The organism is Halobaculum sp. MBLA0143, from assembly GCF_041361465.1.
In the GTDB taxonomy this organism is placed as follows: domain Archaea; phylum Halobacteriota; class Halobacteria; order Halobacteriales; family Haloferacaceae; genus JAHENP01.
This window is the reverse complement of the sequence record NZ_JBGKAC010000002.1, coordinates 134,016-146,899: the sequence shown is the minus strand read 5'-3', so window position 1 is coordinate 146,899 and position 12,884 is coordinate 134,016. Positions and strand designations below refer to the sequence as shown.

14 protein-coding genes are annotated in these 12,884 nt (G+C 68.1%); 6 read left to right on the top strand and 8 right to left on the bottom strand.

The window, feature by feature from the left end:
- The first annotated feature begins 158 nt into the window (after window positions 1-158).
- Both RYH79_RS16180 and RYH79_RS16175 read left to right on the top strand, forming a co-directional pair.
- Window positions 159-731, top strand: coding sequence for an archaellin/type IV pilin N-terminal domain-containing protein (locus RYH79_RS16180; protein ID WP_370901229.1), 573 nt, complete (start codon window positions 159-161; stop codon window positions 729-731).
- A 159-nt stretch (window positions 732-890) separates the two neighbouring features.
- Window positions 891-1,025, top strand: coding sequence for a hypothetical protein (locus tag RYH79_RS16175; protein ID WP_370901227.1), 135 nt, complete (start codon window positions 891-893; stop codon window positions 1,023-1,025).
- Window positions 1,026-1,254: 229 nt separating this feature from the next.
- Here the strand turns inward: RYH79_RS16175 and RYH79_RS16170 are convergent, their stop codons facing one another.
- On the bottom strand, window positions 1,255-1,428 hold the full coding sequence (locus tag RYH79_RS16170) for a hypothetical protein (RefSeq protein WP_370901225.1): 174 nt from the start codon (window positions 1,426-1,428) through the stop codon (window positions 1,255-1,257).
- 154 nt (window positions 1,429-1,582) lie between these two features.
- Here RYH79_RS16170 and RYH79_RS16165 point away from each other — a divergent pair, with 154 nt between their 5' ends.
- On the top strand, window positions 1,583-2,785 hold the full coding sequence (locus RYH79_RS16165; RefSeq protein ID WP_370901222.1) for an MBL fold metallo-hydrolase: 1,203 nt from the start codon (window positions 1,583-1,585) through the stop codon (window positions 2,783-2,785).
- A 27-nt stretch (window positions 2,786-2,812) separates the two neighbouring features.
- Here RYH79_RS16165 and RYH79_RS16160 read toward each other — a convergent pair whose 3' ends face one another.
- From RYH79_RS16160 to RYH79_RS16150, 3 genes are all read right to left on the bottom strand, one after another.
- Window positions 2,813-3,016 carry a hypothetical protein gene (locus RYH79_RS16160; RefSeq protein ID WP_370901220.1) on the bottom strand — a complete coding sequence of 68 codons (204 nt, stop codon included), beginning with the start codon at window positions 3,014-3,016 and terminating at the stop codon, window positions 2,813-2,815.
- A gap of 236 nt (window positions 3,017-3,252) precedes the next feature.
- Window positions 3,253-3,873 carry a DsrE/DsrF/DrsH-like family protein gene (locus tag RYH79_RS16155; RefSeq protein ID WP_370901218.1) on the bottom strand — a complete coding sequence of 207 codons (621 nt, stop codon included), beginning with the start codon at window positions 3,871-3,873 and terminating at the stop codon, window positions 3,253-3,255.
- Between the two features lies 1 nt (window position 3,874).
- On the bottom strand, window positions 3,875-4,060 hold the full coding sequence (locus tag RYH79_RS16150) for a sulfurtransferase TusA family protein (protein WP_370901801.1): 186 nt from the start codon (window positions 4,058-4,060) through the stop codon (window positions 3,875-3,877).
- Window positions 4,061-4,344: 284 nt separating this feature from the next.
- Between RYH79_RS16150 and RYH79_RS16145 the strand changes: the two genes are divergently transcribed.
- Both RYH79_RS16145 and RYH79_RS16140 read left to right on the top strand, forming a co-directional pair.
- Window positions 4,345-4,857, top strand: a complete 513-nt coding sequence (locus RYH79_RS16145; protein WP_370901216.1) for a YeeE/YedE family protein — start codon at window positions 4,345-4,347, stop codon at window positions 4,855-4,857.
- Window positions 4,854-5,315: a DUF6691 family protein gene (locus tag RYH79_RS16140; RefSeq protein WP_370901214.1), complete on the top strand. Its 462-nt coding sequence runs from the start codon at window positions 4,854-4,856 to the stop codon at window positions 5,313-5,315. The genes RYH79_RS16145 and RYH79_RS16140 overlap by 4 nt, the downstream gene beginning before the upstream one ends.
- A 279-nt stretch (window positions 5,316-5,594) precedes the next feature.
- Here RYH79_RS16140 and katG read toward each other — a convergent pair whose 3' ends face one another.
- The 3 genes from katG to RYH79_RS16125 all read right to left on the bottom strand — a co-directional run bounded on the left by katG (window position 5,595) and on the right by RYH79_RS16125 (window position 9,601).
- A complete protein-coding gene (gene katG, locus RYH79_RS16135) occupies window positions 5,595-7,730 on the bottom strand; it encodes a catalase/peroxidase HPI (RefSeq protein ID WP_370901212.1) in 2,136 nt (711 codons plus the stop codon).
- Window positions 7,731-8,343: 613 nt separating this feature from the next.
- Window positions 8,344-8,526 carry a hypothetical protein gene (locus tag RYH79_RS16130; RefSeq protein ID WP_370901210.1) on the bottom strand — a complete coding sequence of 61 codons (183 nt, stop codon included), beginning with the start codon at window positions 8,524-8,526 and terminating at the stop codon, window positions 8,344-8,346.
- Window positions 8,527-8,788: 262 nt separating this feature from the next.
- Window positions 8,789-9,601, bottom strand: coding sequence for a transcriptional regulator TbsP domain-containing protein (locus RYH79_RS16125; RefSeq protein WP_370901208.1), 813 nt, complete (start codon window positions 9,599-9,601; stop codon window positions 8,789-8,791).
- Window positions 9,602-9,741: 140 nt separating this feature from the next.
- On the opposite strand from RYH79_RS16125, the gene RYH79_RS16120 reads away from it, so the two are divergent.
- A complete protein-coding gene (locus tag RYH79_RS16120; protein WP_370901206.1) occupies window positions 9,742-10,986 on the top strand; it encodes a GNAT family N-acetyltransferase in 1,245 nt (414 codons plus the stop codon).
- Between the two features lie 83 nt (window positions 10,987-11,069).
- Here RYH79_RS16120 and RYH79_RS16115 read toward each other — a convergent pair whose 3' ends face one another.
- Window positions 11,070-12,866, bottom strand: a complete 1,797-nt coding sequence (locus RYH79_RS16115) for a Rieske (2Fe-2S) protein (RefSeq protein WP_370901204.1) — start codon at window positions 12,864-12,866, stop codon at window positions 11,070-11,072.
- Between the last annotated feature and the right edge of the window lie 18 nt (window positions 12,867-12,884).

Here is a 12,884-nt window from a genome sequence, read left to right as displayed (position 1 = left end):
GAGTGAGCACGCCTGTGGCTCGCTACAGAGTCCTTCGACCGCCGAACACTGGAGTGGATCTGCAGAGCGGCGGTGATCGAGACCGAATACACCCCGCAAAGTTCTTGCGTACTGTCATTCGCCAAGCTTACACAAAGGTAGAGCGTACTCCGGTACACATGAAGAACCGCGGCGTGTCACCAGTCGTCTCGGTGATCCTACTGGTGGCAATCGTTGTGATTCTCGCTGCGACCATCTCCGCCTTCGCGCTCGATTTCGGCAACGACGTGAACACCGAGCCGCCGTTCGTCGCCCAATCGAGTGGGGACGTCGACCCAGCCGACGGCGGCGCCGGCGGTATCCTGACAGTGACACACGAGGGCGGTGACCCTGTCCAGGTGAGTAACATCGAAATCGTCGTCGACGCTACCGATGCCTGTGGACAGCGAGCACGTGTGGTGAACTTGCCAGCGGATTACAGCTACGGCGGCGATCAGCTCGACGACGAGAACTTCGTGAACGGTGACAGTTCTATTCTCGTCAAGGGACACCCTTTCGATCAGGAGGAGTGGAACATCGGCCCTCTCGGAGACCACACTGACAACGCGTTCGAAGTTGGCGAGTCGTTTCAACTCCGGCTCTCGGGTGACCAGGACGACGGCTGTCCGGTCCAGGAGGGTGATCGACTCCGAGTGGCAGTCGTACACACCCCCTCCGAGACAATCGTGATCTCACAGGAGCTCACAGTGTGACACCTCCAGTTGAGCGAGGCGTGCAACGACGTGGGTACGAGGTCCACGGAGACCACGACGCACTGAAGCCGTCGGTGTCCGACTGTAGCTGTCCTACCGGGCGAACGCCTCGACGGGCTGGGAAACGCTCAATCTGCCCCGAACTCGGGAACGTCGAACGTGAGAGAGACGGACACTGACAGTGTCGCCGTCGACCGAAGCGGAGACGACGACTGTCGGGTCGTCGCCGCGACGCCCACGCGTCCGGTGCTCGCGGTGACGACACTCGTCACGACTCGCCTCCCCGGGGAGTGAGCGGGCGACCGCCGACACGACCCGGTCGGAGGCTCACGGACTGCACACGACTGACCGTGCACCCGCGACGGCAGACCGCGGGACGATTATTGTATAGCGGCTACAAGTTCGTCGTGCCCGGGGGTCGGCCCCTCGAATCCTCCCCAGCCGACCGTCGGGCGTGCTACTCCACGGAGTCGCCGACCGACGGGGCTCTTCCCACCCATCTCGACCGTTCGTCGGCTCGTCTTCACTCTGCGGCGGCGGCACCGCCGTCGTCGTCGCGGCGGGCGAGGACGATGCCGGCGACGAAACAGACGACGCCGAGTCCGATCAGCCCGACCCGCAGGGGCGTCTGTTGGACGAGAATTCCGGCTACGAGCAGGACGGCGAACACTCCGTGCAGAACTGCTGTCTGGTTCACAGCGAATCGTAGAACGCCGCGTGCAAGAGCGACACGGTCCGGCCCGTCCGGAGTGTCACGACGTGGGCACACCACGCACACTCACGTCGAATCTGAGAGTATTGCAGAAGATACACAACTCCTAAGTGCACGCGTCGTCGACTGTGTCGTAGCCGTGAATCAGGACGACTTCCCGACGCCGCCGGTCGAGGCGGAGACGCTCGCGCCGACGGAACTGAAGCGACGGATCGACGACGGAGAGCAAGTGACCGTGTTGGACGCCCGCAGCCCCGCGGACTTCGAGGAGTGGAATCTCGGCGGACCGGGCGTCGAGGTCGAGAACGTCCCGTACTACGAGTTCGTCGGCGAGACGGTCGACGAGGAGCTGCTCGCGGAGGTGCCGACGGGCGATCCGCTCGTGGTGTTGTGCGCCAAGGGGTACGCCAGCCGGTACGTCGCCGGCGAACTCGCCGCCGCCGGCCGGGCGGTCGTCGGCCTCGCCGACGGGATGGAAGGGTGGGCAGAGATCTACGAGCGTCACGAGGTGACGCGCTACGACGGTCCGGGGACGCTGTACCAGTACCAGCGGCCCTCCTCCGGCTGCCTGGGTTACCTCCTCGTCTCCGACGGAGAGGCGGCCGTGATCGACCCGCTGCGAGCGTTCACCGACCGCTACCTCGCGGATGTCGCCGCGTCGGACGCCGACCTCCAGTACGCCCTCGACACCCACGTCCACGCGGACCACGTCAGCGGCGTCAGGGACCTCTCCGAGACGAGCGAGACGGACGTGACGGGCGTGATCCCCGAGGCGGCCGTCCCGCGCGGGATCACCTACACCGGCGCCGTGACGACCGCCGCAGACGACGACCGCTTCGCCGTGGGCGACGCCGAGATCGAGGCCCGCCACACGCCCGGTCACACCTCCGGGATGACGTCTTACCTCGTGGGAGGCTCGCTGTTGGCGACCGGCGACGGGCTGTTCGTCGACAGCGTCGCTCGACCGGACTTAGAGGAGGGAGACGACGGTGCCCCGGAGGCCGCCCGCGAGCTGTACGAGACGCTCCACGAACGGATCCTCCCGTCGGACGACGACCTGTTGATCGGCGGCGCACACGTCGGGGACGACGCGACGCCGGCCGCAGACGGCAGTTACACCGCCCGTCTGGGTGAGCTCGTCGACGCGATGGCGCCGCTGTCGTACGACGAAGGCCGCTTCGTGGACACCGTCCTTGCGGACATGCCGCCGCGGCCGGCCAACTACGAGGAGATCATCGCCACCAACCTCGGCCAGCGCGAGACGGACGACGAGGAAGCGTTCCAACTGGAGTTGGGCCCGAACAACTGCGCCGCGAGCCAGGGCTCGCTCGCGGACGACTGACGCCCCCCCACTCGCCGTCGGCGTGTGTCACCGACGCCTCTCTCTCGTGACCGCGACCGCGACCGCGAGCAACACCGCCAGGAGAATCACGACGACGAGCGTGTCCGCGGTGAGACCGTACGGCTCCGCGAGACGACGATCGATCGGCGACGGCGACCACAGCACCCCTGCCCCCAGCGTCGCCGTCACGGCTGCCGCCGCGAACAACGCCGAGACGGCCTTCGCGTTCACGATCACCGCCCCCGGCCCGTCGTGTTCTGTCTCCGTGTCACGATGGTCCCAAGGACTATAAGAATATAGTTACGCGGAGGTTTACGACCGTCTCCGGGCCGTCTCCCCAGTTCAAGCAGAAGTTGAGCCGTCGCAGTCCCCGACTGGCGTCCGTGGCGGCCGACGACGACTGCGACCGACGACGACCGACGACGACTGCGACCGACGACGACCCCGAGGGCGACCGGCGGAACGGTTCAGACGAGCAGTTGCACGTCGGCGTCGGCCATCTCCTGAAACGCCGTCGCGGCGCCGACGCCGGTCGTGACCCCGTCGAAGAAGTCGTCTTCCTCGTAGTCGAACAGGTCCATCGTCATCTGGCACGCCTGGAGGTCGACTCCGGTGTCGAGCGAGGTCTGGATCAGCTCCGCCACGGTGGCGACGTTCTCGGCGTCGATCTTCCGGCGCATCATCCGGGTGGCGACGGCGTCGACGCCCGGCAGGATCCCGACTGCGTCCGGCACCCCGAGGTTCGGGTTGCCGACGGGCGACAGCGAGAGGTCGCCGGCGTGCTCCTCGTGGAGCACCTCCAGCCCCCAGAACGTGTAGAAGACGGTCACGTCGTAGCCGAACGCGGCCGCCGTCGACGCCAGGATCAACGGCGGGTAGGCGCCGTCGAGGGTGCCGTCCGTGGCGACGATCACCACCTTCTGGCTGTCCTCCCTCGCGGCCTTCGCCGCGGCCGCCTCCTCGCGCACCTCCGCCAACTCCGTCTCCAGCTCGGTGACGCGAGCGGCGAGCTCCGCCCGGCTCGGGGTCGACTCGCCGGCCGCGCCCGCCTCGGCACCTGACTCACCTGTCGGTGTGTCGGTACTCACGTCACGTCCTCCGGACGAAGTGGCGGTAGACCCCGTCACTCTCGGTCTGATCGACGAGTTCGACGTCGTCGGTCGACTCCGCCCAGCCGGCGATGTCGCTCACGCTACCGGGATCCGTGGCGACCACCTCCAACACCGCCCCCACGTCGAGGCCACCGACCGCCTGCTTCGTCTCGACGACCGGCATCGGACAGTTCTTCCCCTGTACGTCCAGCGTCTCCGTCGCGTCGACTGTGGAGCTCACACCTCCCCGTTCCGGCCCTGGGATCAAAACACTGTCGACTGTCTTGTACAGTTTCCACTAATCTACAGTACCCAATATCTCCGGTATGTGGCGCTCAAGACCTGTAAGAGGTCAAGTGAGATCCAGAAACGGCCGAAGAGAGTTGCAGATGTGAAGCCTTATTGCACATCAGCACCGAGACAGACACAGATGACTCGAAGCGACACGCGGCGAGGGGTGACGGCACAGTGACGGCAGTGCTCGCGCAGGCCGGCATCGACGCGCTGGCACGCGGGACGGGGTCGTTCCCGAACGGCGTGACGCGGTACGCCGTCGGCGGCCTGCTCGTCGCGGGCGGGATCGCCGTGGTCTACGCCGCGACGGCGATCGTTCCCGGCAACAGCACGTTCCTGGAGACGACGCTGTCGTACGTCTCCGATCGGTCGCGGTTCCAACGACCGCGGTTCGTCGACTCCCGCGACTGGCGTGTCGTGTTCGCGGCCAGCGTCGTCGCCGGCGGCGCGATCTGGGGGCTCGTGTTGGACCCCGGCGCGTTCACCACCGCCGTCCAGCCGTGGCGGCTGTTCGTCGGGGGTGTGCTCGTCGGCGTCGGCACCAGGATCGGGAAGGGGTGTACCGCCGGTCACGGCGTCTGTGGGCTGGGGTCGCGGTCGCGCACGTCGCTCGTCAACGTCGTGTTGTTCGTCGGCGTGGCGATCCTGACCGCGACCGTCGTCGCCGCCTCGGGGGTGTCGCCGTGACGGACCGTCACCCCGCGTTCTACCCGTCGGTCGTTCTCGGCGGGCTGATCCAGGGGTTCGGACTCGCCTACAGCGGTATGGCCCGCCCGGAGGTCGTCTTGGACTTCCTCCAGTTCGAGGACCTCGGGCTCGTGTTCGTGATGGGCGGGGCGGCGGCCGTCTCCGCCGTCGTCTTCGTCGTCGTCCCGCGACTCCGCGACACCGCGCCGCTCACTGGCGACACGTACGGCCGCCGGCTGAAGTCGATGGACCGCAACGTCGCCGTCGGTGGCGTCGTGTTCGGCGTCGGCTGGGGGCTGTCCGGGATCTGCCCGGGCGCCGCGTACGCCAGCCTCGGCGTCGGCAACGTCACCATTCTCTGGGCGCTGGCTGGCATGTTCCTCGGTGCGTACCTCCAGGGCGCCTGGCGGTCGCGTGACGCTGGCAGTGACGCGCGTCCGGCGCCGAGTGACGACTGAGTGGGTATCGTCCGAGAGAGAGCGCCGTCGCCCTGGCGGACGTGTTCCGTCCGGCCGCGGGCGTCCGCCGTCGCGGCCGTGTCCCGGCGCGCGACGACGTGGCGTCGTGGGGTGACTCTAGTCGGTCGCCGGGAAGCGTGATGGGGTGAGAGAGAGCGTTCCCGGCAACTGAACGAACGTTCGGTCCGGTCAAGTACGTTTCGGAGCGTCTCTCGGCGTGAACAGCGGTTCGTGGCTACCGTACGAAAGAGACGAGAGTCGCCAGGCCCGTTGCTGCGACTACTCCAGGTCGAAGCGGTCCAGCGTCATCACGTGGTGCCAGGCGTCGACGAAGTCCTCGACGAGCTGTTCTTCGCCGTCCTCGGCGCCGTACACCTCGGCGATAGCCCGCAGGCGAGAGTGCGAGCCGAAGACGAGGTCCGCGCGGGTCGCCTCCCACCGGAGCTCACCGGTCTCGCGGTCGAACCCTTCGAACAGCTCGCGGGCCTCCGTCACCGGCTGCCAGTCGATGTCCATCCCCAGCAGCTCTTGGAAGAAGTCGTTCGTCAGCGTGCCCGGCTCCTCGGTGAACACACCCATGTCGCTGCCCTGGTGTGTCGCACCGAGCGCGCGCATCCCGCCGACGAGCGCGGTCAGGTCCTGCGGCGTCAGGTCCAACAGGTCTGCCTTGTCGACGAGCAGTTCCTCCGCGGGCTTGTCGGCGTCGTCCGCGACGTAGTTGCGGAAGCCGTCCGCGGTCGGCTTCAGCGCCTCGAAGGAGTCGGCGTCCGTCTGCTCGGCCTCGGCGTCGACACGGCCGGGCTCGAACGGGACGGTCACGTCGTAGCCCGCGTCGGCAGCGGCCTGCTCGACGGCCGCGTTGCCGCCGAGGACGATCAGGTCTGCCAGCGACACCCGCACGTCGTCCTCGCGCGAGGCGTTGAACTCCGCCTGCACCTCGCCGAGCGTGTCCAACACGCCAGCCAGCCGCTCCGGCTCGTTGACCTCCCAGCTCTTCTGGGGCTCCAGCCGGACTCGGGCGCCGTTGGCGCCGCCGCGCTTGTCGCTGTCGCGGTACGTCGACGCCGACGCCCACGCGGTCTTGACGAGTTCCTGGACGGTCAGGTTCGTCGACAGAATCTCCTCTTTCAGCTCCTCGGCTTCCTCGTCGCCGACTCGGTCGTACTCCGCGTCCGGCAGCGGGTCCTGCCAGATCATCTCCTCGTCGGGCACCTCGTCGCCGAGGAACCGCGAGGGCGGCCCCATGTCTCGGTGAGTGAGCTTGTACCAGGCCTTGGCGAAGGAGATACCGAACGCCATCGGGTTGTCCTGGAACCGCTCGATCACCTCCCGGTAGTCGGGGTCGCGCTTGAGGGCGATGTCCGTCGTCAGCATCATCGGCGTGACGGTGTCGTCGTCGTGTGCGTCCGGGACGGAGTCTTCCAACTCCTCGCCCGTCGGTGTCCACTGCCACGCGCCACCGGGACCCTTCTCCGGCTCCCACTCGTAGTTCAGGAGGTTGTCGAGGTAGCCCGTGTCCCACTCCGTCGGCGACTGGGTCCAGGGGCCCTCGATTCCGCTGGTGATCGCGTCACCGCCCTTGCCGCTGCCGTGGTCGTTCTCCCAGCCCATCCCCTGTTGCTCCATCGGGGCCTCCTCGGGCGGGTCGCCCAGGTTCTCGTCGGCGTCGTCTGCACCGTGGACCTTGCCGAACGTGTGACCACCGGCGATCAGCGCCACCGTCTCCTCGTCGTTCATCGCCATCCGGCTGAACGTCTGGCGGATGTTCTTCGCCGACAGCTCCGGGCTCGGCTGGCCGTCCGGCCCTTCGGGGTTGACGTAGATCAGCCCCATCACGGACGCCCCCAGCGACTCCTCGATCTGCCCGGCCTCCTCGAAGCGGTCCTGTGTGTCCAACTCCGCCTCCGGGCCCCAGTCGACCGTCTCCGGCTCGAAGGCGTCCTCGCGCCCGCCGGCGAAGCCGAACGTCTGGAACCCCATCGACTCTAAGGCGACGTTGCCCGCCAGGATCATCAGGTCCGCCCACGACAGCTTTCGGCCGTACTTCTGCTTGACCGGCCACAGGAGCCGTCGCGCCTTGTCCAGGTTGGCGTTGTCGGGCCAGCTGTTGAGCGGGGCGAACCGCTGGGCGCCCTCCGCGGCGCCGCCGCGGCCGTCACTCGTCCGGTAGGTGCCGGCGCTGTGCCAGGCCATCCGGATGAACAGGGGGCCGTAGTGGCCGTAGTCGGCCGGCCACCACTCCTGCGAGTCCGTCATGAGTTCTTCCAGGTCCGACTTCACCGCGTCGAGATCCAACTTCTGGAACTCCTCGGCGTAGTCGAACTTCTCGTCCATCGGCTCGACGTCGCGAGCGTTCTGGTCGAGTGGGTCGAGGTCCAACGCCTCGGGGAACCAGTCTCGTGCTGATTGACTCATCGACCCACTGTTGGTTGTTTCCAAGGAAAAAAATTCTGATCTGGGTCGCAGCTTCCGTAGGGAACAACCGCTCTTTTCGGAAACCCGAAGAGAACCGGAAGCAGTCGCCCGCCGACGAGGTGGTCGCCGCCGGCACAGACGCGGGACAGTGTGGGGACACACCCGTCTCCGTCCGGACGGCCTGTCGGCCGTCTGTGAGTGTCGCTCCGTTGTCGGGTGGCGTAACAGTCGGTGTGTCGCCGTCTCGTCCGACTGTCGCCGGACTGGTGGTGTTCGTTACCGAGACGGACGGACGGTGAGTACGAGCCGCGGAGTCGCGACACGTCCGTCCGCGCTCTTCCCGGGAGGGGACCCCGGGAAGTGGACAGGATGTCTGACAGACGTCGGCGCAGGTGACAGGCCTGCGTCGTGTGCAGTGCGGTGCGGTAGCCGCACTCGGACTGTAGCACCGAACTGGATAAAGTGAACCTGTTACCGCAAAACGTGCCATGTTCGGGCACCGTATCTGTCGATGGATTCAGCTATCTATCCTACTCGGCTGTACATATGGATATTCGTTTAGTAAGTTTGCTCGGCAGAACGGGTCGACGTGTCCGACGAGGCCGTCAGACGCTCACTGTGCGAACACACCGACGATCACGAGTACGGTCAGAAGCACGACCGCGGAGACGGCGAGTTCGACCGACAGCCCGTCGACGGAGAGATCACCGCCGAACAGGAGCGCCAGCGGCACGCCGACGACTGCGAGGATCACCACACCGAGGGCGACGACGACGTACCCGTCACCGTTGGCCACGACGACACACCTCCGTCGACTGTCCGCCCGAGACACGATCGAGGCTCGCTCGTCTGTGTTCGTCACCCATCGGTACCACGTCGTCCGTGGTGACAGACAAAGACTCCGGTGGCACTCCCCGACAGTGTCACAGTTCGTGGCGGCGGACGACAGTCGACCCGTCGGTTGGGTCGACCGGGTGCCGTCGGTCGTCGATAGCGGCGACGACCTCGTGCAGTCGTCGTCAGTCGTCGATAGCGGCGACGACCTCGTGCAGTCGTCGTCAGTCGTCGATAGCGGCGACGACCTCGTGCAGTCGTCGTCCGTCGGCGTTCGCCAGCGACTCGTCGACGAGCCTGAGCCGTTGACGCGGACGGCCAACGTCGGCGGGGACCTTCTCCGTCTCGACGAGGCCGGCGTCCTCCAGCCGTTGTTTCGCCCGGGAGACGGTCGCCTTCGAGGCGACGCCGGCGTCTTCCGCCCACGCGCCGAGCGTGTAGAACTGTCGACCGTGGGCCGCGCCGACCAACACGAGCAACGAGACACCGTCCGTGAGGTCGCCGCCGTCGCCGTCGTCGGCGGCGGTAGCCGCGGCGGCCAGGTCGGTCGTCAGCTCCTCACCCAGGGTCTCGGCGGCGGCGTCGAGCAGAGCCGTCCGGCCGGGCACCCGCAGCCCCATCGCCTCCGCCTCGTCGAACAGGCTCTCGTACTCCCTCCAGAGGGTCTGCGCGCCGGTGTTGTCGACGGCGGCGATCCCCGCGGCCGCGTCGCCGCCCGTCGCCAGCGCGAACGTCGCGTCCGGTCCGACGACGACCGTGTCGCCGTACTGATCCGGCAGCGTCCGCACGTCGTCGGCCGGGTCCGTGACCACGTCCGCGATTCTGGTCGACAGGAAGAAGTCCCGCCTCGTCTCTCGTAGCAGTTCCTCGTGTGCCAGCAGCCGGACGCCAGTCGGCGACACCTCTCGCCGCCCGACGCGTCCGACTGCCGCGACCGCGTCTCGCGTCGGTGCGACGACGATCGGCCGCTCACCCGCCTCTCGAAGCGCAGACGCGATCACTGCTGCCGTATCCTCTTCGTAAATATTTGCCGACATCTCCTGGCTGTCTCTCCTGAACGCTAGCTAGAAATAAGTACCGGGAACTGAAACGCTCCCCTCGGGCCACCCGGGGGAAAATCTTGCTGGAGGGTCACACGCAGTCGGTAGTTTCACCACGGCTCGCGGCGAGACCCGGTATGGTATCGGTACGAACCGTCCCCGCGACGGACCGTGAACAGTTCGACCGAATCCTCCGGTACGCCTTCGCGCCACAGCGTGGCCCGACGGACGGCGACGACCGCGACGGCCGTGGTGGCGACTCTGACACCACCGGCGGTGACTCCGACGACGACTGGCCGCCGTCGCTGTGGGAGCCCCGTGGTGTGTACGACGACGACACGCTGTGCTCGACTGCAAAGCTGTACACCCCGCCGGCGACGATTCGAGGGCGGGAGACGAGTGTCGCCGCCATCGGCGGCGTGGCGACACTCCCGGAGCACCGGACGCGAGGCCACGTCCGGCGACTACTGGCCGACACGGTCGAACGGTACCGCGCCGACGGCGTCGAGTTCGCCGCGCTGTGGGCGTTCTCGACGCCCTTCTACGAGCGGTTGGGGTGGGCGACGGCGTACAGCTACACGGAGGTGACGACGCCGCCGGCGGAGCTCCCGGCCCACGACGCGGCCGGCGACCTCCGTCGACTCGACGCCGACGACTGGCAGCGTCTCTCGCGGGCCGCGGCCCGCAACGACGAGGGGGCGACGTTCACCGTCCGGCGCACGGAGACGTGGTGGCGAGAGAGGGTCTTCGACGACGAGGGGTGGCAGGACGTGCCGTACTGCTACGGCTACGAGCGCGACGGCGACCTCGTGGGCGCCCTGCTGTACCACGTCGACGGCGGCGAGACGACCACGCTCCGGGTTCAGAACCTCCTGACGGCAGACGAAGAGGCTCGCCGGGCGCTGCTGTCGTTCCTCGGCAACCACGGCGCACAGGTGGAGTCCGTCCTCCTCCGGGGGGAGCCGGACGCCGAACTGCTGACCCGGTTGGACGACCCCGGTCCGGCGTCGTGTGAGCTCCGCCGCGGCCCGATGGTCCGTCTCACCGAGCTGTCGGCGTTAGAACACTTCGCGTGGCCCGGTGCCGTCGACTGCCGGCTGGCCGTCACGGATCCGTTGGGTGTCGCCGACGGGCTCGTCCGTCTCCGAGTCGCCGACGGCGAGGCGACGGTCGAACGGTTGAACGACGTGAGTGAGGGAACGGAGAGTGACGACGCGGACGCGACCGTCGGCGTCGGCACGCTCTCACAGCTCGCAGTCGGGACACACGACGTTGCGACCGCTCGCCGAGTCGGTGACCTCTCCGTCCGGACGGACGGGGTCGCAGCCGCGTTGGACGACGTGTTCCGGCCGGGTGCGGTCCGACTCCGGCAGTTCTTCTGAGGTCTGCCGTCGTCCGTCGACTCCGGCGGTGGGGTCGTCACCCCGGCACCCGTTCTCGGTCGGTGTGTGACGGACCCGCCCGGTCAGTCGTCTGCGGTCGCCGTGTCGGCGCCGTCAGTGTCGTCTCCGCCGTGGACGGTCTCCCCGCGCAACAGCCGCGCGGCGATGGAGAACGTCTGTTCGCGCTCTCGGCGCGTCGGGAAGTGGGCGGCCGCGTACCGCGCGACGGCGACGAGTGCGTCGCGCGCCACCGGCCCGACGGTGCCGTCGTCGTAGTGGTGGTCGAACTGCCGGAACCCGGCCTCCAACACCTGGAACGTGTGGAATCCGGTATCTTCCTGGACGACCGCCGCCCCCAGCGTCTGTTTCAGCTCCGCCGGGTCACCGCCGGCGGCGAGGAACTGGGCCGCGGCACTGCCGGCGGCGTTCACCCGTCCGCGGGTCTCGAACGCCTCTCGGAGTTCGTCGAGACACGCCTCCGGGTCGCCGTCCGGGTCGGGGTCGGGCTCGGGCGCCGGCGGCGTCGTCAGGAACCGGTCCAAGTACACGTTGACGGCGGCGTCGAACACGCCGCGGTACAGCTCTCTCGCGTCCGTGCGCTGTGTCGCCCGGTGGACGGCGTTGGCGTACGTGAACGTGTGTAAGACGGTGTCCCAGTCGGAGAACTCGTTGCCGGTGCCGAACAGGACGATCCGTCGCGTCGCGGCGCGGGCGACGGCGCCGGCCAGTTCCGCCGGCGTCGCGCCTCCCTCGATCGCCGTCTCCAGCGTCTCGAACACCTCGTCCGGGTCGTCCGACAGGAGCCCGGCGAGCGTCGCCTCGTCGGCCGTCCACGACTCGTCTGCGCCGGCGGCGACGAGGTCGTCCAACCGGTCGAACGACTCCCGGCACCGCCCGGCGAGGTCGACCGGCTGGCGCCACGAGGAACGCTCCTCGGCCCGGTCGGCCGTCGCCAGCCCACGGACGAGCGACGCGAGCACGTCGTCGGCGTGCTCCCAGCCGATCAGGTCCAGCGCCTCCGTCGCCTTGTTGACGAAGTCGAACGTGTGGCCGCGGTCGAGGTAGCGGTGGTCCGTCGCGGCCGTCGTCAACATCCGCGTCAGCTGTTCGGGCGTGCAGTCGGACGCGACCGCCGTCCGGAGCACCCGCTCTGCGCCGTCCGGGTCCCGCACCTCCACGTTCTCCCGGAACCACGACAGCAGTCGCTCGAACGGCACGTCACGCGCCGTGAACTCCTCCTGCTCGAACTTCGGGGGCTGGTCGGCGCAGTCGTCGGCCACGCTCCGGAGCCCCTGGAACAACGCTCGCTTGCGGTCCGTCGGCGCCAACTCACCCTGGACGTTCGCCAGCGCGACGAGGATCGTCAGCCCGGTCGACCACCCGCCCTGGCGGTACTGCGTCCCGAACGTCACCCCCTCCCGGACCGCCTCGGTCGGGTCCACCCCGACGTCGATCAGCCCGACACTCGCCTTGGCGACGACGAGGTCGAGATTCTGCTCCAAGCCGTCGCCGAGTCGCTCGCGCCAGTGTGTCGCCGGCGGTACGTCCCGCTGTGGAGACGGGTCGACGTACACCGTGCCGTCGACGACCGTCGTCGGGTAGGCGTCCACGTCGTCCGCCCAGGGATCGAACGTGTCCCCGCACGACAACTCGAACCGGGCGTGGTGCCACTCACACGTCAACACACCATCCTCGACACTCCCCTCCGTCAGCGGGAACCCCATGTGCGGACAGCGATTGTTCACCGCCCGCACCTCGCCCTCGTGGTGGAACAACACGACCGCCGTCCCGTCGATCTGGACGAGTTCGCGTCCAGACTCCGTCAGCGTCGACAGTTCGACTGCCTCGTGGTAGCCGTCCGGCACTTCGGTCTGTGACATAGCCGTGCCGAGGACTGA

Bases quoted from the DNA above. Each gene is read 5' to 3' on its own strand.
- RYH79_RS16180 (WP_370901229.1), top strand. From the start codon at position 159: ATGAAGAACCGCGGCGTGTCACCAGTCGTCTCGGTGATCCTACTGGTG.
- RYH79_RS16125 (WP_370901208.1), bottom strand. From the start codon at position 9,601: ATGTCGGCAAATATTTACGAAGAGGATACGGCAGCAGTGATCGCGTCT.
- RYH79_RS16150 (WP_370901801.1), bottom strand. From the start codon at position 4,060: ATGCCGGTCGTCGAGACGAAGCAGGCGGTCGGTGGCCTCGACGTGGGG.
- katG (WP_370901212.1), bottom strand. From the start codon at position 7,730: ATGAGTCAATCAGCACGAGACTGGTTCCCCGAGGCGTTGGACCTCGAC.
- RYH79_RS16115 (WP_370901204.1), bottom strand. From the start codon at position 12,866: ATGTCACAGACCGAAGTGCCGGACGGCTACCACGAGGCAGTCGAACTG.
- RYH79_RS16120 (WP_370901206.1), top strand. From the start codon at position 9,742: ATGGTATCGGTACGAACCGTCCCCGCGACGGACCGTGAACAGTTCGAC.